This window comes from Labilibaculum antarcticum (genome assembly GCF_002356295.1).
GTDB classification, from domain to species: Bacteria; Bacteroidota; Bacteroidia; order Bacteroidales; family Marinifilaceae; genus Labilibaculum; species Labilibaculum antarcticum.
The window spans coordinates 4,966,460-4,990,202 of record NZ_AP018042.1 but is presented as its reverse complement, the minus strand read 5'-3'; the positions used below and the strand labels follow the sequence as shown (position 1 = coordinate 4,990,202).

Annotated in this window: 22 protein-coding genes; 9 read left to right on the top strand and 13 right to left on the bottom strand. The window is 33.4% G+C overall.

Annotation, left to right across the window (positions count from 1 at the left end; genetic code table 11):
• Nucleotides 1–31: 31 nt before the first annotated feature.
• From ALGA_RS19955 to ALGA_RS19920, 8 genes are all read right to left on the bottom strand, one after another.
• Complete coding sequence (locus ALGA_RS19955) at nucleotides 32–1,120, bottom strand: efflux RND transporter periplasmic adaptor subunit (protein ID WP_096432274.1); 1,089 nt, start codon at nucleotides 1,118–1,120, stop codon at nucleotides 32–34.
• A gap of 25 nt (nucleotides 1,121–1,145) precedes the next feature.
• Complete coding sequence (locus tag ALGA_RS19950; protein WP_096432272.1) at nucleotides 1,146–2,480, bottom strand: TolC family protein; 1,335 nt, start codon at nucleotides 2,478–2,480, stop codon at nucleotides 1,146–1,148.
• A 255-nt stretch (nucleotides 2,481–2,735) separates the two neighbouring features.
• Nucleotides 2,736–3,974 carry a competence/damage-inducible protein A gene (locus ALGA_RS19945; protein ID WP_096432270.1) on the bottom strand — a complete coding sequence of 413 codons (1,239 nt, stop codon included), beginning with the start codon at nucleotides 3,972–3,974 and terminating at the stop codon, nucleotides 2,736–2,738.
• Nucleotides 3,975–3,978: 4 nt separating this feature from the next.
• The gene (locus tag ALGA_RS19940; protein WP_096432268.1) at nucleotides 3,979–5,217 is read right to left on the bottom strand and encodes a M48 family metallopeptidase; all 1,239 of its coding nucleotides are present in this window, start codon (nucleotides 5,215–5,217) and stop codon (nucleotides 3,979–3,981) included.
• 90 nt (nucleotides 5,218–5,307) lie between these two features.
• A complete protein-coding gene (locus ALGA_RS19935) occupies nucleotides 5,308–6,369 on the bottom strand; it encodes a DUF6340 family protein (protein ID WP_096432266.1) in 1,062 nt (353 codons plus the stop codon).
• Nucleotides 6,370–6,394: 25 nt separating this feature from the next.
• On the bottom strand, nucleotides 6,395–8,488 hold the full coding sequence (locus ALGA_RS19930) for a hypothetical protein (RefSeq protein ID WP_145957688.1): 2,094 nt from the start codon (nucleotides 8,486–8,488) through the stop codon (nucleotides 6,395–6,397).
• Nucleotides 8,489–8,842: 354 nt separating this feature from the next.
• A complete protein-coding gene (locus ALGA_RS19925) occupies nucleotides 8,843–10,822 on the bottom strand; it encodes an LruC domain-containing protein (protein WP_162845498.1) in 1,980 nt (659 codons plus the stop codon).
• A gap of 36 nt (nucleotides 10,823–10,858) precedes the next feature.
• Nucleotides 10,859–11,641 (bottom strand): hypothetical protein, encoded by a 783-nt coding sequence (locus tag ALGA_RS19920; protein WP_096432263.1) that lies wholly within the window; start codon nucleotides 11,639–11,641, stop codon nucleotides 10,859–10,861.
• A 238-nt stretch (nucleotides 11,642–11,879) separates the two neighbouring features.
• Between ALGA_RS19920 and ALGA_RS19915 the strand changes: the two genes are divergently transcribed.
• Nucleotides 11,880–13,181: a dicarboxylate/amino acid:cation symporter gene (locus ALGA_RS19915; RefSeq protein ID WP_096432262.1), complete on the top strand. Its 1,302-nt coding sequence runs from the start codon at nucleotides 11,880–11,882 to the stop codon at nucleotides 13,179–13,181.
• A 25-nt stretch (nucleotides 13,182–13,206) separates the two neighbouring features.
• Here ALGA_RS19915 and dapA read toward each other — a convergent pair whose 3' ends face one another.
• On the bottom strand, nucleotides 13,207–14,094 hold the full coding sequence (gene dapA, locus ALGA_RS19910) for a 4-hydroxy-tetrahydrodipicolinate synthase (RefSeq protein ID WP_096432260.1): 888 nt from the start codon (nucleotides 14,092–14,094) through the stop codon (nucleotides 13,207–13,209).
• Between the two features lie 170 nt (nucleotides 14,095–14,264).
• Between dapA and ALGA_RS19905 the strand changes: the two genes are divergently transcribed.
• Nucleotides 14,265–14,924: an aspartate kinase gene (locus ALGA_RS19905; RefSeq protein WP_096432258.1), complete on the top strand. Its 660-nt coding sequence runs from the start codon at nucleotides 14,265–14,267 to the stop codon at nucleotides 14,922–14,924.
• Between the two features lie 58 nt (nucleotides 14,925–14,982).
• On the opposite strand, the gene ALGA_RS19900 is transcribed toward ALGA_RS19905, so the two are convergent.
• Genes ALGA_RS19900 through ALGA_RS19890 form a run of 3 tightly spaced genes read right to left on the bottom strand, consistent with a single transcriptional unit; the run spans nucleotide 14,983 to nucleotide 17,446 of the window.
• The gene (locus tag ALGA_RS19900; protein ID WP_096432256.1) at nucleotides 14,983–15,471 is read right to left on the bottom strand and encodes a YchJ family protein; all 489 of its coding nucleotides are present in this window, start codon (nucleotides 15,469–15,471) and stop codon (nucleotides 14,983–14,985) included.
• A gap of 2 nt (nucleotides 15,472–15,473) precedes the next feature.
• Complete coding sequence (locus ALGA_RS19895; RefSeq protein ID WP_096432254.1) at nucleotides 15,474–16,328, bottom strand: hypothetical protein; 855 nt, start codon at nucleotides 16,326–16,328, stop codon at nucleotides 15,474–15,476.
• A gap of 2 nt (nucleotides 16,329–16,330) precedes the next feature.
• Nucleotides 16,331–17,446, bottom strand: a complete 1,116-nt coding sequence (locus ALGA_RS19890; RefSeq protein WP_197705630.1) for an MFS transporter — start codon at nucleotides 17,444–17,446, stop codon at nucleotides 16,331–16,333.
• Between the two features lie 182 nt (nucleotides 17,447–17,628).
• On the opposite strand from ALGA_RS19890, the gene ALGA_RS19885 reads away from it, so the two are divergent.
• Both ALGA_RS19885 and ALGA_RS19880 read left to right on the top strand, forming a co-directional pair.
• Nucleotides 17,629–18,144 (top strand): nitroreductase family protein, encoded by a 516-nt coding sequence (locus ALGA_RS19885; RefSeq protein WP_096432250.1) that lies wholly within the window; start codon nucleotides 17,629–17,631, stop codon nucleotides 18,142–18,144.
• Nucleotides 18,145–18,156: 12 nt separating this feature from the next.
• Nucleotides 18,157–19,125, top strand: coding sequence for a CobW family GTP-binding protein (locus tag ALGA_RS19880; protein ID WP_096432248.1), 969 nt, complete (start codon nucleotides 18,157–18,159; stop codon nucleotides 19,123–19,125).
• A 37-nt stretch (nucleotides 19,126–19,162) separates the two neighbouring features.
• Here ALGA_RS19880 and ALGA_RS19875 read toward each other — a convergent pair whose 3' ends face one another.
• Nucleotides 19,163–19,804, bottom strand: coding sequence for a Crp/Fnr family transcriptional regulator (locus tag ALGA_RS19875; protein ID WP_162845497.1), 642 nt, complete (start codon nucleotides 19,802–19,804; stop codon nucleotides 19,163–19,165).
• Nucleotides 19,805–20,204: 400 nt separating this feature from the next.
• Between ALGA_RS19875 and ALGA_RS19870 the strand changes: the two genes are divergently transcribed.
• The 5 genes from ALGA_RS19870 to ALGA_RS19850 all read left to right on the top strand — a co-directional run bounded on the left by ALGA_RS19870 (nucleotide 20,205) and on the right by ALGA_RS19850 (nucleotide 23,599).
• Nucleotides 20,205–20,576, top strand: a complete 372-nt coding sequence (locus ALGA_RS19870; protein ID WP_096432244.1) for a cytochrome c family protein — start codon at nucleotides 20,205–20,207, stop codon at nucleotides 20,574–20,576.
• A gap of 11 nt (nucleotides 20,577–20,587) precedes the next feature.
• A complete protein-coding gene (locus tag ALGA_RS19865; protein ID WP_145957687.1) occupies nucleotides 20,588–21,490 on the top strand; it encodes a DUF5777 family beta-barrel protein in 903 nt (300 codons plus the stop codon).
• Between the two features lie 29 nt (nucleotides 21,491–21,519).
• Nucleotides 21,520–21,924, top strand: coding sequence for a c-type cytochrome (locus ALGA_RS19860; protein WP_096432240.1), 405 nt, complete (start codon nucleotides 21,520–21,522; stop codon nucleotides 21,922–21,924).
• A gap of 96 nt (nucleotides 21,925–22,020) precedes the next feature.
• The gene (locus ALGA_RS19855; RefSeq protein WP_096432238.1) at nucleotides 22,021–22,983 is read left to right on the top strand and encodes a cytochrome c3 family protein; all 963 of its coding nucleotides are present in this window, start codon (nucleotides 22,021–22,023) and stop codon (nucleotides 22,981–22,983) included.
• A gap of 1 nt (nucleotide 22,984) precedes the next feature.
• Nucleotides 22,985–23,599: a cytochrome b/b6 domain-containing protein gene (locus tag ALGA_RS19850; RefSeq protein WP_096432236.1), complete on the top strand. Its 615-nt coding sequence runs from the start codon at nucleotides 22,985–22,987 to the stop codon at nucleotides 23,597–23,599.
• The last annotated feature ends 144 nt before the right edge of the window (nucleotides 23,600–23,743 follow it).

Below are 23,743 nucleotides of genomic sequence, written 5' to 3'. Positions count from 1 at the left end.
TCTATATTTTGATTGTAACTATCGGTTGTAATTATTGAATAGTAACTGTGGCTCCATCCCAAATTTTTCCCTTATAGGAAGTAATGTATTTTTCACCATCGCTTAAGCCCGATAGAATTTCAACCTTGTCACCAATGGTCTTTCCCAGTCTTACCCAACGTAACAATGCTGTACCACTCTGACTTATTGTATATATTCCAGTTAATTGTCCATTGTGGATCAACACATTTTTAGGAATCATTATAGATGGCATACCTCCCTTTTCAATCAATACATTCGCATACATACCACTATATAAACGGCTTTTTTGTTCGCTGGTAGGCTTCAAAATTATTTTCGCTTCGAACTGATTGCCAGTATATTGAGAAGACGGATTTACTTCCGCCACAAAAGCACTGATTTTCTCATTGCCCAATGCATTAATTTGAACCAAAACGGTATCATTCTTTTTGATTTTCAAAATTTCTTTTTCGGGAATTCGAGCCATCACTTTAAATTCGTCTTGCTTTTCGATAGCTACCAATGGCATTCCCGGAGAAGCCAAATCACCTGCATTCATATATTTTTTGGTAATCACACCATTGTAAGGTGCCCTAATGCTTGTATATCGAAGCATTTCCTCTACCTCAACTCCCATTTCACTAACAGCTTCCAATCGTGCTTTTGTCATATTGAATTGCGTTGTAATATCATCCAATTCTTTCTGAGAAGCGCTCTTTTGTTCAAACAATATAGTATAACGATCATAATCTTTTTTCGCATTGGAATAGGCCGCTTCCGCCTCCAATTTATTTGCTTTTATCTGAGCTTTTTTAGCATGAATATCCTCTGCATGAATTTCAACCAAAACCTGACCGACCTTTACCTTTTGACCAGTTTCTACATTAATCTTAGCAATTTGCCCCATAATTCGCGTACTAAGATTTGAATGTGTCTCAGCTTCCACTTTACCTGAAAAGCTCATTAATTCAGCTTGATTTGTCAATTTAGCTATTTCGACAGCTACACTAACCTCAACCTTCTTCGTCTCCTTTGCTTTACTTTCTCCGCCACAAGATTGTAATGATAATCCACCACCTAGTGTTATCAATGCTATTATTAAAAAATTCCTTGAGTTCATATCTGTAGATTCTTTTTATGATTGTTTATTGTAATTCCTTTTCCAGTAATAATTCCAATTGAAAAACCGCAACATGATAGTTGTATAAACTATTAATATAATCCAGATTTCGAGCCATTGAAACAGTCTCAGTATATAATATATCCGTTGTTTTCTCCAATCCTTGCTTATACCTGTTGGTTCTTATCCGAAGAGCCTCTTCAGCTTGTTCTTTGGCTAACTTGCTCAGTTCAATTCTATCATATGCTACTTTTAAATTTCTCTTTGCAGATTGAATTTCCATCGTGTTTTTGGATAAATATTCAGCGAAGTTTAATTCAGAGATTTTTAACTCGGCCTTCGCCTTTTGAACTTTGCCGATATTTTTATAGCCATTAAATAAAGTCCACGATAAACTGGCTCCAATCATATAATTATTAGCAGAAGTTCCGAAGAGTTTATCATCATTCCATTCGTAAGCACCAAAAGCATTTAAGCGGGGAAGAAACTGCATCTTCTCAGATTTAAGCATATTTTCTCTTGCCTCTACACCTTTTCTATATGCATTCAAATCGGAGCGGTTTTCAATTTGAGATGACTGTTCTAAACCATTTAGCAGGGATGGTTTTTTCTCTAGAGAATCTGTTGTTACAATCACAACATTAATATCCATACCTAATAAATAAGCCAAAAATTCTCCTGCACCCTTCTTATTATTATTTGCATCAGCTAACTGATTATCTAATTCCAGAACTCTTACTTTTGCAGACAACAAATCAGCTTCTTGCACAAAGCCTTGCTTCAAATTATTTTCAGTAAGCTGTAAAGCTGAAGCCGCGGCCAACTTTGATGCTTCCAAAACAAAAACAGCTTCCTGTGCCAACTCAAGCTGATAGTATGCCTTTTTCACCTCAAACTTTGTAAAGTTTATGGTTCTTTCAGTTCTGTAATCAACTGCTTTCATTTTTGCATTAGCCGCTCTTCTACCATAAATTCCGTCGATATTAATTAATGGCTGCAGAACCTCAATTTTAGTATTGAAATTTTTGGTCTGACCAGGATCATTTAGCAACAGTGGATTAAAGTCAGCTTCAGTAGTTATCTCCTGCTTCAATTTGAATCCAAAACTGCTTAAAGGATCGTTAGTAACTATTCCCGTGTGGGAAAGATTCAATATGGGTAAGAAAACCGAGTTTGTTTGGCGGAATTCAGCCTTGGCAACACTACCCTGTGCCTTCGCCTTATTAATTTCCCAATTATTTTCTGAAGCTTTTACTAAGGCTTCTTTCAAACTTAACTTCAATTCTACAGTTTGCGATTTTCCATTAAGAGAAAAGCCCAAGACTAGAAGTAAAATGAAATAAATTTTAAGGTTTCGCATGTTTCTATGTTCTTTTAATTTCGGATCAAATCTAAGCAAGAATATTAAAACATCCAAATATCTACATGTGTATAGTTATTATTATATTTCTATCTTAACTTTGATTTTATTTATAGTAATTGAAATTTAGATATTTAGAAGACTAAAAACAATAGCAACTTAAGATAATGTGAAATTTCTCACATTATTAATTGCATAAAAAAAAGGCTCTCCATGAACTGGAAAACCTTTATATATAAAGACATTAATCTCTTTTTACTTTTCAAGTATTTTACGTAACATATTTAATGCATTCAACGAGGCCACCCGAATATTTCTTTCTCTATTTTTATACAAATAAAATTTATGAGAAATCACTTCTTCCGGTCCTGCTACAGCAATCCAAACAGTTCCAACCGGCTTTTCTACAGTACCACCATCCGGACCAGCTATTCCTGATGTTGCAATTGCATAATCGGTATTTAGTAGTTTTTGGGCACCGATAGCCATCTGCTCAACAACTTCTTGACTTACTGCGCCATATTTTTCTAAATCCGCCGCATTCACCTGCAAAACATTCTCTTTTACCTCATTCGAATAAGCAACAACAGCACCTTTAAAATAAGCAGAACTACCAGCATGAGAAGTTAGTAAATGAGCAACATTCCCTCCAGTGCAACTTTCTGCAGTTCCTAAACTTTTTCCCTTATCGGATAATAGTTTAGCGACTGACAATTCAATAGGATAATCATCATATCCGAATATATTCGCCGGAATTATTTCCCTTAATTTGTCTAGCTGTTCCTCAATAACTCTTTTCAATTTATTTTCATCATCACCTGTAAGACTCATTCTTAAACGAACAAGTCCGGGGGAAGGTAAATAAGCTAATTTCACACAATTTGGTAAATTAGCCTCCCAATCTATCAACATTTCAGCCAGCACAGATTCTCCAATTCCTTCGGTCATAATTGTTTTGTGCAAAATAACCGGTGTAGAAAAGTGCTGCGCCAATGATTTTAAAATCTCATCCTGCATGATTCCTTTCATCTCGAAAGGAACACCTGGCATTGAAATGACTACTTTCCCCTCTTTTTCAAACCACATACAAGGAGCTGTACCATGATTATTCTGAATTATCCTTGCTCCATCTGGCACTAAAGCCTGTTCCCGATTAAAATGATTCATAGAAATTCCTCTATCCCCAAGTCGTTGCTCAATTTTAGCATACAACAAATCATTCTGGACTAAACTCATCCCGAAAAAGTCACTTAAAGTCTTTTGGGTTATGTCATCATTTGTTGGTCCTAAACCTCCCGTAATTAAAACAAGGGAAACTCTTTCCATTGCCTGTTTTAGGGAACTTACTATATCATTTTTTTGATCTGATATACTGGTTATTTTCCCAACATTAATACCTATACCATTTAATTCTTTAGCCATCCATGCTGAATTGGTATCAACAATTTGACCAATTAGAATTTCATCGCCAATTGTAATTATCTCTGCTTGCATTTGCTTATTTTATTAACTGTAATGCTTTTAATCGTTGTAAAAGACTAGGATGAGAATAGTAAAAGAACACATAAACCGGATGCGGCGTTAAATTACTCAAGGAGCTAACAGACAGCTTTTTTAAAGCATTGCCTAAGGCTTTCCCATCGTAGTTCTTCAAGGCATAATCATCGGCCTCGTATTCATTCTTACGTGATAATAAATTCATTCCCAAGCCTAAAAAAGTTGAAATAGGAGAATACAAAATTCCAAATGCAATTAATCCCAAATGAAATCCATGCTGCTTGGCTCCTAATGCTTCTGATAAAAGGGGATTTGAAATAATGAGTGAAAAGATGTAAAACATAAATCCAGTTTGCAGTAAGGATAATAATATACCGCTAAGTGTATGTTTCTTTTTATAGTGGCCAATTTCATGTGCCAAAACCGCAACAATCTCCTCTTTGCTCAAATCATTAATTAATGTATCAAACAGAACAATCCTTTTTTTAGAGCCAAATCCACTAAAGTATGCATTTCCTTTCGATGATCGTTTGGAACCATTCATTACGTATACGTTATCCAATTTAAAACCGACCTTACCCGCAAATTTACTGATCTCATCTTTTAATTCACCTTCTTCCAAAGGTGTTTGCTTATTAAATAAGGGAACCAATAAAGAAGAGTAAAACATGGCCATGAAAATCATGAAAAAAGCAATTACCAACCACGCCATCCACCAAAAGTTGGTTGTGGTCTGCAAATAAATCCATATTATAAGAGCTAAAATACCACCACCAATTACGATACTTAGTAATCCTCCTTTCAATTTGTCTAAAACAAAGGTTTTTAAACTTGTTCTGTTAAAACCATACTTCTCCTCTATTACAAATGTAGAGTAGTACGAAAAAGGCAATCCAAGTATACTTGAGAAAAACATGATAACCCCAAAAAAGGCTAACGCAATTGCTATTGGATGATCGAAATAATTCCTTGCCAGCTCATCAACCCAAGCAAAACCGCCCAGTGCAATCATTAAAACCGTAGCTACAAAACCAATACTTGATGATAGTAAAGACGGCATTAACTTGTCTTTTTGATAGTTCTGAGATTGATGATATTTTTCCTGATCGTAAATACCCTCTAATGCTTTCGGAAGAATTGGCGACCATTTTTGATGATTAAGGTATTCCAAAAACCGTTCTAAAATAAAATCTACTGTTAGTATACCTAGAATGATATAAAGTATTCCTGTTGACGTCATTTATGATAATATTGATTTATTATAAAGTACAAAATTAAAAAACCCTGATAGAATAATCTCTTCAGGGTTATATTTTTTATTCAAGTAAAATTATTCTCCAAAAAAACGATCCAATTTCTCTTTGTTTTTAGTTCTCTCGTTAAGTTCCAATGTATATTTTTTAACGATTTTGAATTCGGAAGGTAAAGACTTAAGTTTTTTATAATTATAAATTGATTTTAGAATCCATTGATTAGCGGTTAAAAAATCTCCCTTAATTTCATTTGCGAAAGCCAAATTGTAACAAGCTCTTCCGGCAAGTTTAAAGTCATCTTCATTCGATATTTCCGTCCATAAGATTATTGGACTCTCCCAATCACCGCGATCAATATAATATTTTGAAATGGCTAATCGGTCATCACCAGAGGCAAAATATTTTCTAGTTATATCAATCCATTTAGGCGCAAGCATGTCTGCATATTGATTTCCAATCTGATAAGATACATCCTTGAAAAGGTCTTTCCTTTTTGGTAATTTATCTTCAATTAATCTATTGTATGAAGGTGATGTTACTTCGGAAAACAAACTATCAATTACTATTTGTTCATCAAGATATGTCTGCTTTAAAGGGTCGTATATTCTCCAAACAGCATAAAAATTAACATCAGCAATTCCATAATATAATACATCTTCAAAAACGGTGTAATTATTATACAACTGAATATCTTCTAGACAAATTAAAACATCCGATCCAGTACTCGCACAGATACTATCTACAAGATCCCATTTCATTGGTTTATAGTTTCTGTTACCTTTCATTTCCTTTTTATCCAACTGAATAAATGGAATAGAATCCATTGCTAAATACTCTGATAAATTCTCAGTAAAACCCTGATAACAATTTGTCGATAAAACAATATTATAATCGGTTGTATCGATAAGAAGGGTACTGTTAACAGTGTAAATTTGACTTACGGAATCAATTTTAAAACTGGTATTTCTATCAACAAAGCCTATCGTCTTCACATCAGACGGAATAATAACCTTAGGCGCGTTTAGACCTTGAAAACTGTAGATAGAAAGAGTTTTACAGGATACCAATAAAAATAAGGAGATTACAATAATAAATATCCTTTTCATATTTACAAGTAGAGTAGATAAACGTTTATTCATTTGATTAATTTTTCACTTTTGAGATTCAAATTCCAAGCCAATACTTTCTCAAAAACCATTCCGAGATCATTAATATGATAATAATAATTAATAAAAATAACATTTCAATTAAATTACCATATTTAGTTTCCACCGATAAAGTAGATTGTGAATGTTCATTTCCCCTAATTTTCTTTACTATTTCCGGTAGTTCGGATAATCCAAAAACTTCTCCTTCACTTAAACTTGAAATTTGTGACAACATTTTCAAATCGGCCTGCAAATTATTACTTTCTGTACTATTAGAACTAACAATAAATTGCCCTGTTTGTTCCAAATTATTTTCAATCTCCTGCGTTTTCGCAACAAACGAATAATTGCCTTTAGTCAATGCTTTGATTTTCAATTGATATTTACCCGATCGTTTTTCAAAACTATAGTTAAATGATTTGCCCTCCTGATTAGTCAGTATAAAATCCATATTAGCTTGGTTAACCAGCTCATAACTCTTATTATACATCTCAACATCAAATACTATTTCATCTCCTTCTGAAACAGATTTGGCATATTTAACAACTAGTTGATTTCGGTCTATCTTTAAAGATAAATACTGAACTACTTGGTTTATCAAATCAACAAATACCATAGGAGATTCATTCATTCGTGCCAAATGCAATTTCCAACGCCAGACTCCCTCCCCAAAAATCCATGCCGTTTTTTGATTATCCCGATGTGTAAAAGCAATTTGAGGATTAGTGGTTTGAATTGATTTAATGCCTTGGTATCCGATAACCTGATGTTCTGAACTGAAATCATAAATCCCCAATGGAGATAGTAAAGGTGGCATCTTCTCTAATATTTCTCGATTAGACTTCTTTAAATCGAATAAGTTAAAAGTCTCGTTACCAACAAACGACGATTCTGAAAAAATACTTTCATTTCCTGAAATAGTTACGCCCAAATTCAATTTATTTACTGCTGAAATATCTGAGTTGCCACCAACAACCATTAAAATGGGAATTTCCTTTTGTTGAATTTGCTGCAAAAAGCCAGAATAAGAATTCAGATGAGATGGAATCTGATAAAGAACTACCAAATTATATTTCCCGAGATCAGCTTGTTTCTGGGCCAGGTTTATTAATTCGACTGTAAAATTCAAATTTTCATTAACTGCCGATTGAATAGCAGCAATATCGGGATGATATTGATCAAAACATATTGCTATTTTTCGTTGATTATCCAATACATCAACAACAAATTCGTAGTGATTATTGATTTTAGAATGTTCATTCTTATCTGCAATGATATCCACTTTAAACTTTTGCAAACCTGCCTTTTCGGGTGTTATAAAAAAGTCTTTTTCAATATAGAATGAATTATTTTTGATTCGAATTTCATCAGAAATCAAAATCTTTGACCCCTTGGAAATTTTCAGTTGCACCAATTCCGAATCGAAATTAGTTGCTTTTACACCAATCCTGACAGGTAATTTGCTATTCACAAACCCTAGTTCGTTTGTTTTAACAGACATCACCGAAACATCTTCAATACGAGCTGTGTCTCCTAACTGTAAAGTGTGTATTGGGAAACTTACGTCTTGTAAATCGTATCTAGGATTACTTCCCTTATTGTACAAGCCATCGCTAGCAATAACAACCTGAACATTACTAGAATTCCCGTAATTATTTTTCAAAAATTCAAACAAATCGGAAAAATTCGTATTTGTTTCTGAATAATCAAAATTCGATAATTCCTTTACTTCACTCCCAAAACTAATTTTCTTAATCTCAAATTCTGAATTCAATGATTCCAGAAATTTCTCAATTTCAGAAGGGTATTCATTCAAATAAAATAATGAATCACTGCTCAAGCCAATAGATTTAGAGTTATCCTGAGCAAAAACCAAAAGAGGTTTTTCTATTTTTTCTGACGAATATTTTAATTTTGGTTCCAGAATTAACAAAAGGAGTAATAAAATTGAAAACCCTCGCAAAAATGCCAAAATGTAAAGTTTAGGCAAAGAAAGATCCTTATGATATGGCCTTTTGAAAAAATAAACCCAGACAACAAGTAAGAATGAAACTAAAGCAAAGGGCAATACCCACCACAAGGAGTATTCTGAAACTATAGTGATATTCAATTTTAATGATTTTAGAATTTTAACAAATTTAACAAACTAAGTTTAAAAGCTGGTTTTAAATCAAATAATATCAACTATTAATTCTTAAATTTTCACGTTTTAATAACACTCAAATAGTGATATTTTAAAGATTTAATCTTCTTTAACACTTGTTTAGACCAATTAACTTGATTCATCTATACATTTGTAATGTACAAAAGAACAAAAAGTAGTTTTTTCATATAGTAGATTAAGGTTTAAAGTGAATAGAAAAAAAGTCGGCTGGTTACCGACTTTTTTTGTGCTTAAAACTTTTTAGCCAAGCAATTATAATACTTCAACTGCATAATTGTAAGCGGAAATTTATTAAAAATATCAATTTCTATTTAAATAATCATAGTTTCGATAACCATCTTTTTCCTTGTACCAATCTTCATATAGATCTCCTCCTGACTCGGCCCATGTTGTAAAATAAGGGTAGCCTAACATTATTTCCTGCTTTTCTTTAGGGTAAGCAAAATCATGAATAATATTAATTGCCCAAGGTAAATTATTACTGTCTTTATAATAAACACCACTTGCAACATTAGTTTTATCATCATAAGAACCAAAAAAATCATTATCAACCAAATCAGTAGGTTGTTGATTTGCACAATGAATCTCCTTACCTCGATTACCTCCTGTAAATATAAATGGATTTAATTCACCCATCATAGAAGATTCTATCGGTTCTGTATAAGCAATAACTATTTCAATTTCCGAATCATTGGAGTTTGCCCACGCATTATCAAATACAATAACAACAGGTAAAGTTTGATCTGATTCTAAGCCCTTCCCATTCAGACTGACAATATTTTCTGTCAAATGATACCCCGAGACTTCTTTTATTAAGGATTCATCCATTTCAAATTGAATGCCAAAACCATTTTTTAATGAGCCTCCAATATTTTTAACAACATAATTCAATCTGGTTTCAACCATCAATCCATCAGCATTCTCAATATTTATATACCGATAATTTACTACTAAATCATTAAAATCATAATCCCCTTTAGATGGCCACAAATCTTCAAATCCATAAGTTCCCCATCCATATATCGAAGGAGTATAAGTTACCGAAGCCTTTTCTGCATCTTCAGGAAATTCATCGTAAAAATCAATAACTCCATCTCCATCCGTATCTACATCTGAAATACTACTTTCATCATAAGGCAAAGTTGCTAAATCATGAATAAGAGTGGGATAAGTCGAACGAGACTCAAAACCTCCAGTTACCTTATCCATAATAAATGTTAATCCTTCACTGCCTATGGCTGTTGCCCACCACAACTCACCATTAGAATCAAAAGTTAATGAATTAGGATAGTTTGGTAAGGTTTCAGAACTTATCCATGTTGCATCAATTGCATTTCCATCGGCAAACTCACATTTATACAAACCTGTTGTACTTGATAAATACATTGTTCCATCTTTATCAAATGCTAAATCTCCTCCTGATGTTGTTTCCAAACCATTGATTTTATAAGTTGCTATCCTCTTTGCATTACTAGGATCCAAAACATAAACGTAGTTTGATGTTGAAAAATACAGCATTCCATCGGTTATATTATAGCCTAACCTCGGCCCTCCTGTATTTACAGAACCAATTGTTTCCCATGTTTCTTCATCAATATTAAAACAATAAAGATTATTGGGTGACTTATTCCCTATCGTATATAATTTCCGGGAAATTGGATCAATGGCGCATGTGTAACTACCTGTATTATCCGGTAATGAACTAATAACCGTTAATTCATTTGAGACTTCATTTATTGTAAATAAATCTCCCCCTCCATTTGTTCCATAAAATATATCAACTGCAGCTTTCGTAGCTTTAGTGCTCACTCCTTTCTTAAAAATTGATTTTTGATTGTTAATTTCAATTATTGACGAACTGAAAATTCCCATTTCATTTTTCACCACATACAACGAATTATATGATGATGGTATGGTAAATTCCATTTCAAAAATTTCTTCGGAAGTAACAAACGAAGCAATCTTATTATTCAAAGCATCAGAAATTTGCAGTGTTGCATTAACTGTCTCTCCTGACTCATCCTCGTAGGTGACCTCTGTATTCGTAAATTCTTCATCATACAAATAAACAGAATACTTAATTTTATTAGTGCTTTTCACCTTTACACCACTAAAGGAAACGGTAACATCTTTGGCTGTTTCAAAATTAAAATCGAGAGGAATGTCTAATTTTGACATAACTCCAGTATCTGTATCTTTAGTAATTGAATCTTCCGTAACACAGTTACTTAATGCAAGTAATATGAAAATCAGACTAAAAAATTTAATAAAGTTTTTCATTATCATAAGTCTTTAAGTAGTCAAGAAAATAATGTTTTAAATATCAAAACCTGGTCTTATAAAATCTCTTGATTCTGGGAATATTTTTTCGACCATTGTACGCAAACCTGATAGTATTAATAATAATGGCAGCATTCTATCCTCTGTCTCAGAAAATTTCTGCATAAAACAAGTCCATGCTTCAATAGATGCATCAATAGACAATAATGCGACTTTACCTGAAGCAATACTGTCATGTTTGTAAAATTCATTACCGGTTTCTTCGGTATTCGCTTTACTTCTAAGTGATCTAAATAATTTACTGGGGATAATAAATTGATGCCATCGAATAATTTCGTACGAATTGAACACAACTTTTTCAAGCTCACTCATCTCCTCTTCATCCTTATAATCTAATAATTCTTTTAAGCTACAACTACCTATAAATAGTAAAGATTCGAATTCTGCAAACCAACTATCTACCAATTCTGAATACATATCTGCCTGACTCATTATTTGACCTTTAAATATAAGGTCGTCTTTCTTCTCCTCTTCTTCAACATCAAAATCATCTGTCTTTTCGGGCATTTCCATTCCCAAATCTTTAGCCGCCTGTTTCAATAGCTCCATACTTAGCTGAAACATTTCATCCAAATTATCCATTGCTGAAGTAGCCTCATAATTAGACGTATCCAAGTCTGGAACACCCTCCTCCATCATTTTATAGTTAAGACAATTACTTGTGAAACTGCATCTTTCACACCATCCATCACAATAATTATAAATACCCGGAATTAAGTAAGGATTTTGAATTAAGGCAAAGAGCAAATCTTTATTCATATTTATAGCAAACTTCTTTTAATTGATTTTGTAGGATCTAAATTCCTAAGCAATATTGTAATTTAAGCTTCAATATTTCCATTATTTAAGAACAAATTCAGAAGATATGAAACCTCAGGTCTAACATCGCGTAATTACAAATACTCGTTCTTTGTTATTACGCACAACATCACTAAAATTGTGACTTATCATTTAACTTTTGTACTAAGTATTATAACGATTAGTTTCAAAATTCATTATGTTTTTTAATAAAAAATACAAATATACTGGCATTCTAAAAGATCAATTCCTTTTAGTAAGTATCATTTTTTCCATAATCCTTGGATTTGTTATTGGTGGTGTTTTTCCAGAATTCGCAATACATTTGTCACTCTTAGGTGAAGTATTCATTAACATTTTAATGATGTTGGTGGTTCCTTTGGTTATCCTATCGATGATAGTAGGTATCGCCAGATTAGGCAATTTACGTGCGCTGGGCAAAATTGGAAGTAAAACAATTCTATACTATTTCACCACTACCGCAATTTCGGTTATTATTGGAATGATCTTGGTAAATCTTATTCAACCTGGTGTAAATACCAATCTAGATTTACCCGAAGCCAATCAGGATATCATAAACAAAAGTATTGCTGTTTCAGAAGCAGTAAAAGAGCTGATTGTTGGAAATCCTGCAAAAGATCAACAAGGCCTAATCGGACACAACCTATTTCTGGCGATGGTAAAAATGGATATTTTACCCTTAATTGTATTTTCCTTGTTTTTTGGAGCGGCCTTATCATCCTTGGGTGAAAAATCGAAAAAAGCAATGGAATTTATCTCTACAATGAATGATGCAATTATGAAACTAGTTAATTGGGTAATGTATTTTGCCCCAATTGGCATTTTGGGATTACTGTCAGCGAGAATTGGTAATGCTGGTGGTTTTGATGTTTTTTTACCCGAACTGAAATCCTTGGGTAAGTTCAGTTTTACTGTCGTTCTTGGACTATTATTACATGGAACTCTTATATTAAGTGTTGCTTTACGGTTTTTGGGTAAACGTTCCCCTCTAGCCTATTGTAAAGGCGTTGGACCAGCTTTACTAAATGCATTTTCTACAGCCTCAAGTACTGCGACCCTACCTTTAACCTTGCACGGTGTTCAGCAAGAAAATAATGTGTCAAAAAAAATCAGCAATTTTGTTCTACCCTTAGGTGCAACAATAAACATGGACGGAACCGCACTTTATGAAGCTGTTGCCGCCATTTTCATTGCTCAAATTTATGGATTAGAATTAAGTACCGGACAACAGTTAATTATTTTCATTACTGCGACATTGGCTGCAATTGGTGCTGCGGGAATACCCGAAGCAGGACTAGTGACTATGGTAATAGTACTTAAAGCTGTTCACTTACCCATTGAAGGAATTGGCTTACTTTTAACAATCGATTGGTTATTGGACAGATTCCGTACAACTGTAAATGTGTGGGGAGATAGTGTTGGTGCAGCAATAATAGAAAATTTTGAAAACAAAAAAAAGCCACTTAAAAAAGTGGCTTAGTATTCTATAATTTGTCTTAAAATGTTTAAACCATTCCAAGTTTTGTCATTTCATCAACTAACAGTTTTCTATTTTCATCCATCATTCTGCACATTGGAGATCTAAATTCTTCATCAAGTTTATTCATAATCGCCAAACCTGTTTTCACAGGAATTGGATTCGATTCGATAAAACACAATTGAATTAATCTTAGATATTTAAAATAAATTTCTTTAGCCTTCACCAAATCACCTTGAGAAGCGGCATTCATTAAATCATGAAACTCCTTAGGTATTAAATTTGCTATTACAGAAATCACACCACTAGCGCCCATACAAACCGCTTGAAAAGCCAAGGCATCATCACCCGAAAAGACCATAAAATCAGATGGCTTATCTTTCAAAATACAAGCCAGTTGCTCCAAATTACCGGAAGCATCCTTTATTCCAACAATATTATCAAATTCATTGGCCAATTCAACGACCAAATCGGCAGGAATATTACCCGCTGTTCGACCAGGAACATTGTACAAAAGAATAGGTACATTAACCGCTTTTGCAATTTGAGAAAAATAATCTTTCAGACCATTTCTAGTTGGTTTGTTGTAATATGGCGATACTACCAAAACTGCATCAACACCTAGAGATTCTGACAGGCAGGAATTTTCAATTGCTTCAGATGTCGAATTTGTACCAGAACCTGCAATAACCGGAATTCGTTTATCCACCTTATCAACTGTATGTTTAATTAGTTCCGCATACTCCTTTTTATTAAGAGTTGCTGCTTCCCCAGTGGTTCCGCAAACTACAATTCCGTCAGTTTCATTTTCCAAATGAAAATCAATCAAATTATCAAAAGCAGTATAATCAATACTACCATCAATATTAAAAGGTGTTACAATAGCAACAATAGATCCTTGCCAAGCTTTTCTCATTTATTTATACTTCTTGATTATAACTTGCAGACATCCGCAAGATTTTGTTAATGCTTGCAAATATAGATTCTACAATAAAATGAACGAAATTTTTAGAAAATTTAGTCAATAATTCTACCTTCTGTTAATTTTTGAACATCTTTGTATAGTTTTTCAACAAAATCCAATTCATGATAACAATTCCACAAGTTGTAGAAAAAATAGTTAGCTCACAACCCTTTTTAGCAGAAGCTTTGGTCGATGGTTTAATAAACATTTCTTCTCTTGCTCGTAAAATTCAGAATCAGGTTGAACAAAGCGTAAAGAAACCCGTAAAAATAGGCGCCATCATCATGGCACTTAACCGATTAGCCCCAAGTTTGGAGGTGAAGATTAATCCGGGATTAAAAGAAGTTATTACTAATGTTGGCGATATTATTGTTCGCTCTCAATTGGTTGACTTCACCTATAAAAACTCAAATACCCTTATCGAAAAACACACAGAATTGTTAAAATCTATAGGTCCAAATCAAGAGTTCTTTTACACAATGGTTCAGGGAGTATTTGAATCTAACTTGGTCGTTAGCAATACATTAATGGAAAAGGTAGAGGAAGTATTTTGCAGTGAAATGCTAGTAAGCAAAAGTGAAAATTTATCGTCTGTCACTTTAAAGCTTCCATCAACCAACAGTCAACAGCTTGGATTCTATTATTTTATACTTAAAAACATTGCCTGGGCAGGCATCAATATTCGCGAAGTAATTTCAACTACCAATGAATTTACTCTTGTTGTAAATGATGCTGATATCGATAAAACCTTTTCGGTTTTAAAGAACATGGGAAAAAACTAAAAATATATAGAATTAGAAATGGCTGTTTTAGATAAAACAGCCATTTTTTTATTCCATATTATTGCAAGCAACATTTTTTGTACTTCTTCGCGCTTCCACAGAAGCACAGATCATTTCTATTTGGTAAATTATCTTTCAACTTTTCAGTAACTTCTGGAACTTCTCCTGATACATAAACCCAAGCTTCAGACTCCAATTTAAACAAGGATCTTTCGTGCATAACTTGCTTTTGTCCATCCTCTTTAAAACTTGCTTTAAATTCTACCCAACCAATTGAATCAGTCTCGCTTCCTTTTTCTGAGCTTATAATTTCCAATCCAAGCCATTCAACAGATTTAGCCCAGTTTAAAATCTCTTCTTTCTGATCGGCAGGACATTTGTCGGATGCATAAGTTTTTAAAATATAATCTATATCAGCTAGAACAAAGGCCGAATATCTGCTTCGCATTAGTTCTTCAGCCGTATTCGCTTTGCGAGTAGCGGCATGAATTGCACCACAACAATCATTATACTTTAAACTATTACCACAAAAACAATTCTTGTCCATCTTTAATTGCTGTATGATTCGTGAAAAAACCGATCCAATTTATCAAAATCCTGTTCTCCTATCAAGCTTAAAAATTGTGCAAAATGAGGAGTCGTATTTTCTAAAACATCTTTAATTTTAAACATGGCATTAAACTCTGTAATAAACTCAGCACGCATATCAAAAGCACTAACTAATGTCTCATAAAAAATTCGGAACAAACTTTCTTCAGATTCTAATGTATGATCATCAATTGAGATTACCTTCATTAAATTCATTAATAAATTATAGTCTTTCAATTCGATGGCCACGGCAATTCCCTTTGTAAAATGTGCAAAGAGAATTTGCAAAGATTCCTTATCATTGTATTCTGGAATCGGAACCGGTATAAATTTGCAATCTGCATAAGACTGCAAAGCTTCCTTTTTTCTACCTGCATTTAAAAGCATAAATGCTCTTACATTTGAAATACTCAAATGATAAAAATCACGATACTTATCAAATGGCAAATCAACTAATGACTGATCGAGAACCTTAACTCCATTGTTCATTGCTTCATTAATCTTCTCTTTATCCCGCTTAAACGAGAACTCAGCCATAAACTGCAAAGCCCAATTCACACCATAAACCCACTTACCACTTGTCGAACAAGATGAATATCCTTTACGATACTCTTCTCCTGCCTCGTTTAATTCTCCAAAAAGAGAGAATGATGCCGCACGTAATTGAAGAATTTCCAAATAAAATTGAGCATCATCCTTAAGAAGTTCTACTGAATCATTATTTAAAAATCCACGAATTTTTTTTGGGTCTTTCGATTGAATCCCATTATTGTACATCTCAATTAGAGATTGATATATTTTTTCTTTTTCCTTCATAATTAAATTTTAGTATTTGTTCTTATTTTTTGAACAAATACAAGTGATACTAAACAAAGAATTGCGCCGGCCACAAATGGAATTCGCCAATTCACCATCCATAACAAACCTCCAACTACAGGAATAACAACAGCTGATATGTGATTAATTGTAAAGCCTACTGCCATTGAAGGAGCAATATCTTTTGCATCACCTGTTTTTTGAAAATAAGTATTAATTCCCATCGAAAACCCAAAAAAGATATGGTCAAGAATATAAAGTCCTGCAACAATCAAGGCATTTTCGATATAAGCATATCCTAAAAAGACAAAAACCAAACCGATATACTCTAATGACAACATTTTACGTTCGCCATACCTATTGATTCCTTTTGCTATCATTGGAGAGACAAAGTAAGCGATGACATTATTGATTACAAATAAAACAGCCACATCCTGAACTGTATAATGATATTTTTGCACCAGCATAAAAACCGCAAATACAACAAAAATCTGACGGCGGGCACCGCTCAGAAAATTAAGGACATAGAAAAGCCAGTATCTTTTTCTAAATACCATTCCCTTATTTTGAGGAAGAATACTCTTATCAACCGGATCCCAAAAAAATGCCCAAACCCCTAAACAAAAAACAACTGCACCAATCAGAATAAAACTTGCCTGTAAGGAAATAAAATGAGCAATTGCAAAAACAAAAGCTCCCATACTTATATTTGCTATAGCTGACCAACTCCTTTGTTTTGCAAATACTATAGGTGCCTGTTCTATTGTAAAATACTGAAGTGTAAGTGATTTATTTGTTGTCTCGAAATAATGAAAACCAACAGACATGATTACCGTAGTAATTATTAAACCTAAAAACGAAGGGAAGAATCCTGTTAAAGCAACTCCTAAACCAACAAATAATACTGATAATGCTGATAAACGATGTTCTTTAATCACCAACAACAAATACACAACTAAAAGGGCCAGAAAACCGGGTATTTCCCGTACCGACTGAATCACTCCAACCTGAAATCCATTAATACCAACTTCCTCTACCGCAAAATTATTGAATAATGTTCTCCATCCCTGATGTCCTGCTGTGGCTGCAATAACCAATACCATCAGATATTGAAACATTATATTTTTTTTAAGCTCTTTAGTCATCTTCATTCTCCTTCAAAAAATTGAATGCCAAAGGTACAAAATTGTAGTGAATGGAAGGGAACAATCCCAATATGCTAAACAAAATGAAAATTCATTAGCTGGATGTCTTATTTATTTTACATTTTTGCACCAAATATCATTAAAATCGAAAGAAGATGAATTTTAAAGAACTTAGCCAGAAAAGATATTCAGTACGATCCTACAAAGCTATGTCTATTGAAAATGAGAAACTTATTAAAATATTAGAAGCTGGTCAAATTGCACCTTCAGCAGTTAACAATCAGCCATGGCATTTTATTGTGATTCGTGAACCTGATAATCACAAACAATTTTCTGAGATATATCATCGTGATTGGTTTAATGAAGCTCCTGTTTACATCGTAATTTGCGGAGATCATAATCTATCGTGGAAAAGAAGTGAAGACGGTAAAGATCATTGCGATATTGATGCTGCAATTGCTATCGATCACATGACGCTTCAAGCCACAGAACTCGGCTTGGGTACTTGTTGGATTTGTAATTTTCACGTCCAAAAATGCATTGATTTTTTCAAATTGCCTGATCATATTGAACCTATAGCCATTATTTCTTTAGGATATCCATCAAATCAAGCACCACCACAAAAGAAAAGAAAATCACTAGAGGAAATTGTACATTGGGAAAAGTTATAAACGAGAATAAGTATGTTGAAAATTCCAGTTACCGTAATTACAGGTTTCTTAGGCTCAGGAAAAACCAGTCTTCTTAATCATTTAATATCAAGTTATCCTGATAAAAAATTCGCTATTATAGAGAATGAATTTGGTGAAGTAAATATTGATTCTGAACTAGTTGCCAATGTTAAAAATGAGGATATTTTTGAATTAAGCAATGGTTGTATTTGCTGCAGCTTAAATGATGAGTTGTATGTTGTTTTACAAAATCTAATTAAATCAGATCATCAATTCAATCATCTGCTTATTGAGACAACGGGAATTGCTGATCCTGGTAGTATTTTGGCATCATTCATTACCGATCCGTTCATAAAAAAAGAATTTGAATTGGATGCGGTCATTTGTCTGGTTGATGCTGCAAATGCTTCTAACATATTAGACACGGAAATTGTTTTAACCAAACAAATAGCTGTTGCGGATCAAATATTAATAAATAAAACAGATGTTGCTGGCCGTGAAAAGACAGATGCACTTAAAATAGAGATTGCAAATATTAATAAGTTTGCCCGAATTGAAGAATGCGTATTCGCTAAACCTGCAAACATGAATTTGCTTGGCTCCTTCTCCTATGATCCGGCAAAGGTATACCAGTTTGTATTAGGCCTCGAAGCAAATTCAACAGCTAACAGTCAAATTACTCATGGTATTGAAAACATGTGTTATACTTCTACCACTCCTATGGATCAAATGAAACTAGGTATGTGGTTGGATGCATTTCTTAAATTTAATCAGGAAAGTATCTATAGAATTAAGGGAATTCTATATTTGGAAGGTGTTGACAAACGAATTATACTGCAATCAGTACATACTCAAATACAGGCAACGGTTGGGAAAACTTGGACAGAAGATGATATAAAGGAAAGTAAAATTGTAATAATTGGGAAAAGCTTGAATCGGAAAGTAATCAATAATAATCTTGATGAACTCCTTGTAAAATAAAAACGAGAGGATATCTCCTCTCGTCTTCATTATTTTTTCAACCCGTTTCGCTTATCCTTTCCAGTTGTGTGAAATTCAATATTTTTAATTTCCGACCATCCATTTCAATAATGCCCTCATTATGAAATTCTTTAAGAATTCTAATGGCACTATCTTTAGACATGCCTGTAAGGTCAGCAACATCTTGTCTTGAAAGATGCAAATCAAAATTTAAATCTTCATATACTTTACTTGATAAATAAATAAGTCCATCAGCTATGCGGCCGTGCATTTGCTTTTGCGATAGACTAACCATTTTTTCAAAATTAAAAATCCCCTTTCGGGTACAGTTTTTAATAAATTCCTCGGCAAATATGGGATTTGTTTGAATCGCTTTTTTAAAGGCGTTTATTTCAATAAAACAGGCAGTCGTATTATCAAGTGCGGCAATCGAATAATGATGTCTGTTATCAAAATACAAGGAAGCCTGTCCAACAATTTCCCAAGGTTTAATTATCCTTATAATGAGTTGTTTGTCTTGTACTCCTTCTACATATAATTTTGCCAAACCAGTTGTCAAAATTAAGAGATGAGTAGCGGAAGTTCCTTGTTTAAATATTGTTTCACCTGCCTTGAATTTCACTTCAAACCGACTTTCATTCAATTCAAGTAATTCAGGACGAGAAAGTATACTTAACATGGGGATTCGCATATTGCAATCAAGGCAACTTTTGCAATTATCCGATTTTGAAAATTTAGCCATAGTAGTATTAGAGATATAGTGTTCAATATTAGTCAGGAGGCAAATCTATTTGAAAATTTCACCAAAACAAATAGTGTATTTTAAATAAAAAATGCTTCAAAACACACCGCATTTTCTTCAGTTTTTTTCTAATTACTATTAAATATAGAAAAAAGACTGAGATAAGCCTAGCGAAAGACTGATAAATGTCGATTTGAATTAGACAAATTCCTTTTTTTCATAAAATAAATCTCGGTGTACCAAACCTATTGCGGTAAAGGCAAATATTTATCTTTAGTGTAAAATGAATTAATCACTATTATCAGTAGTTTAGAACTTAAATTTAAATCTCAATACTATGCAAAAGAATAACTTAGTAAGTCTTTTACTAGTTTTCCTGACAAGTCTATGTTTTGTTTCGTGCGAATACGATACCGTTGAAGTAGATAAAGTCGTGATTCCACCTGATCAGGAAATCTCCTTTAGCGCGGATATCGCACCCATATTTACTTCCAATTGCGTTAGCTGTCATGATGGAGGAACTGATCCAGATCTGCAAGCCGATAAAGCTTTTGATGCATTGACAAACGGTGGTTATATAAATGTTGACGTTCCAGCAAGTAGTAGTTTGTATGAAAAACTAAATGAAGGATCTCATAACACCAGAGCTTCAGCAGCTGAAAAACAATTGATACTAGAGTGGATAACCAGAGGTGCTAACAACAATTAAAACTAATCGCTATGCTAAGATCTAAATATACAATACAGAAATTTATGAAAATGACATTTTCATTTTCTTTATTTCTTGTTATCACCTTGATTGCATCACAAAATTGCCTTGCTCAAGAAGATGAATTTGCAAATGATCCTGTTTCGGGAACTTTTGAATCCGGTCTACTTGGAGAGACACAAACTACTGAAATGCCATTCGCCGGTGAATTTGAAATGCATATTCAGCACCGTTTTGGATTAATTGAAAATGGACTGGAAGATGTTTTTGGTGTTTATGCATCCGCAAACATTCGTATGGGGTTAAATTATGGTGTTACCGAAAAAATCATGTTGGGATACGGTTATACTAAAGAATTCAAATTGCAGGAATTCCAAGGTAAGTATAAAGTATTAACTCAAACTGAATCGAATTCGATTCCTGTTTCTGTTGCTTTATATGGTAACTTATCAATTAATTCGCAAGACGAAATTGTTTTTGGTAATGACTATACATTCTCCGACAGACTTGGGTATTTCTCTCAATTAATAGTAGCTCATAAATTTAATGATAACATTTCATTACAATTAGCTCCTAGTTTCACCCATTTTAATAAAACAGATACCTTAGTTGAACATGATAAGATAGCAATTAACTTATCAGGTAGAGCTAAAGTTACGCGTTCAATGGCTGTGTTTTTCGAATACGATCAGCCTTTAAATATTGATGACATGAGAGAATTTACCAATTCGGATCAAACAGATCCTGAAGCCAACCTAACTTTTGGTATGGAAATTGGTACTAGTACTCACGTATTCCAGGTGTTTATGTCGAACTATGAAGGAATTACTCCACAAAGGAATAGTTTGTATAATAAAAATAAAATTGGAGACGGGGATTTTCTTGTAGGTTTTAATATTATGGTAAGATTCTAGTTAATTACTTCACTTAAAAAATTACAGTTATGAAGAGTATAAAAGTATTTATTGTTATTGCAATTGCAGTTGTTGGATTTGCATTTACAGCACAACAAAAAAAGGCTGAAGCATGGGACGTTCCAGCAGAATATAAAAGTATGGAAAATCCATTGGCTAACGATGAAGCTAGTGTAAATAGCGGAAAAATGGTTTACATGAAGCATTGTCGTTCATGTCATGGTAATGCAGGATTAGGAGACGGCCCAAAGGCTGCTCGTCTAAATACATTCCCTGGTGATTTTTCAGGTGCTGAATTTCAAGCTCAAACTGATGGCGAGATCATGTACAAATCTATCTTTGGCAGAGATGACATGCCTAACTACGAGTCTAAAATTCCTAGTAAAAAAGATAGATGGGCTGTTGTAAACTACATGCGTACATTTAAAAAATAAGTAAAATCAAACAAGATTAAAGGGGTATAAATTATTATACCCTTTTTTTCTGATATTCTAATTAGAACCAAATTGCGAACATTTAATATTTTCAGAATGAACCTGAGCAGTTTTAAACATCTATTTCTGATTGTTGGTTTCCTTTGTATTGTTTCTTTTGGTTTCGGGCAGGAAACAAATAAAGAAAATCAGTCTGAGAGCAACAAAAACCAAAAATGCCTTAAATGCCATGGAAATCATACATTCAAATACATGAATGAGAATTTTGGCATTGAGATAAAAGAAAAAATGTATGGCGATAGACTAATTGATACCATTGCATATAGCCAATCGAACCATGGAATGTTCAAATGCACAGATTGTCACTCTCCGGAATACGAAGCATTTCCGCATGCTGGTAATTTACGCATGGAACTTATGTATGCATGTATTGATTGCCACGGGGGGGATCCTGAGTACCAAGAATTTCATTTTGAGGAGATTGAGGAAGCCTTTTACAAAAGTATGCACTATAATAAAGCACCAGATGCTTTTAATTGCTGGAGTTGTCACAATCCTCATTCTTATAAAACCCAGGCAAGTAAAGGGGGTAAAATTTCTGAAACCGTTACTTACGACAATAATATTTGTTTAAAATGCCACGCAGATGTAAGTCAATTTGAATTGCTTACAGAAAGAGAAAACATTAACATTTTAAAAACTCACGATTGGCTACCCAATCAAGAGCTTCATTTTAAAAATGTTAGATGTATAGAGTGCCATACGCAACTAAATGACAGCCTACTTATAAGTCATGCGGTTATGCCAAAAGAGAATGCTATTCGGGAATGTACTAAATGTCATTCCGAAAACTCACGCTTAATGGCTAGTCTTTACAAGTATAAGAGTATGGAATCGCGTAAAAGCAATGGTTTTGTTAATGCAGTAATTATTAATGAATCGTATGTAATAGGTGCGAACCGTAATAAATATTTGAATATATTAAGTGTAATAATTTTCGGATTAGTTCTTACGGGAATTTTCATCCACGCACTTTTCAGAATCTTTAAACGTAAATAGTATGGCAAGCGAAAAACTTTATTTATATCCTATTTGGATTCGTATATGGCACTGGTTAAATGCGGTACTCTTCATTACACTTTTGATTACCGGTGTTAGTATGCAGTATTCAAATCCTGAGAATCCTCTTTTAGTATCATTCGAACTATCAGTTGAGCTTCACAATCTTTGTGGAATACTCATTAGTTTAAATTACCTCCTTTTCATTTTTGGTAATGCTTTCACATCAAATGGAAGACAATACAAAATGAAAACCGAAGGTTTAATGACTCGAATATTCAACCAATCGATATACTATCTTTTCGGAATGTTCAAGAAACAGGATGCGCCCTATCCTATTTCTGCAGAAAATAAGTTTAATCCTATGCAGCGTTTTATATACTCAACTGCAATGTATGTTGGATTTCCATTAATAATTGCAAGTGGTATGGCAATGTTATTACCTGAAATGATTATTCCTCAAATATTTGGATTGAGTGGATTATTACTAACGGCAATGTTGCATGTCGTTATTGGTTTTGTTTTATCTCTTTTCTTGTTCATTCATTTGTATGTTTGTACAATAGGAAGTTCAATTAGCAGTAATTTTAAAAGCATGATAACAGGTTGGCACTAGCATCAACTATTATAAATACTAAACCGGATCCATTGGATTCGGTTTTTTTTTGTCGTAAAATCAATTCGAAATCGATAAATCATTACTATTTTTGTCTGTAAATATTAAAACAGAAAAAAAAATAGCAATCACGATTCACCCTAT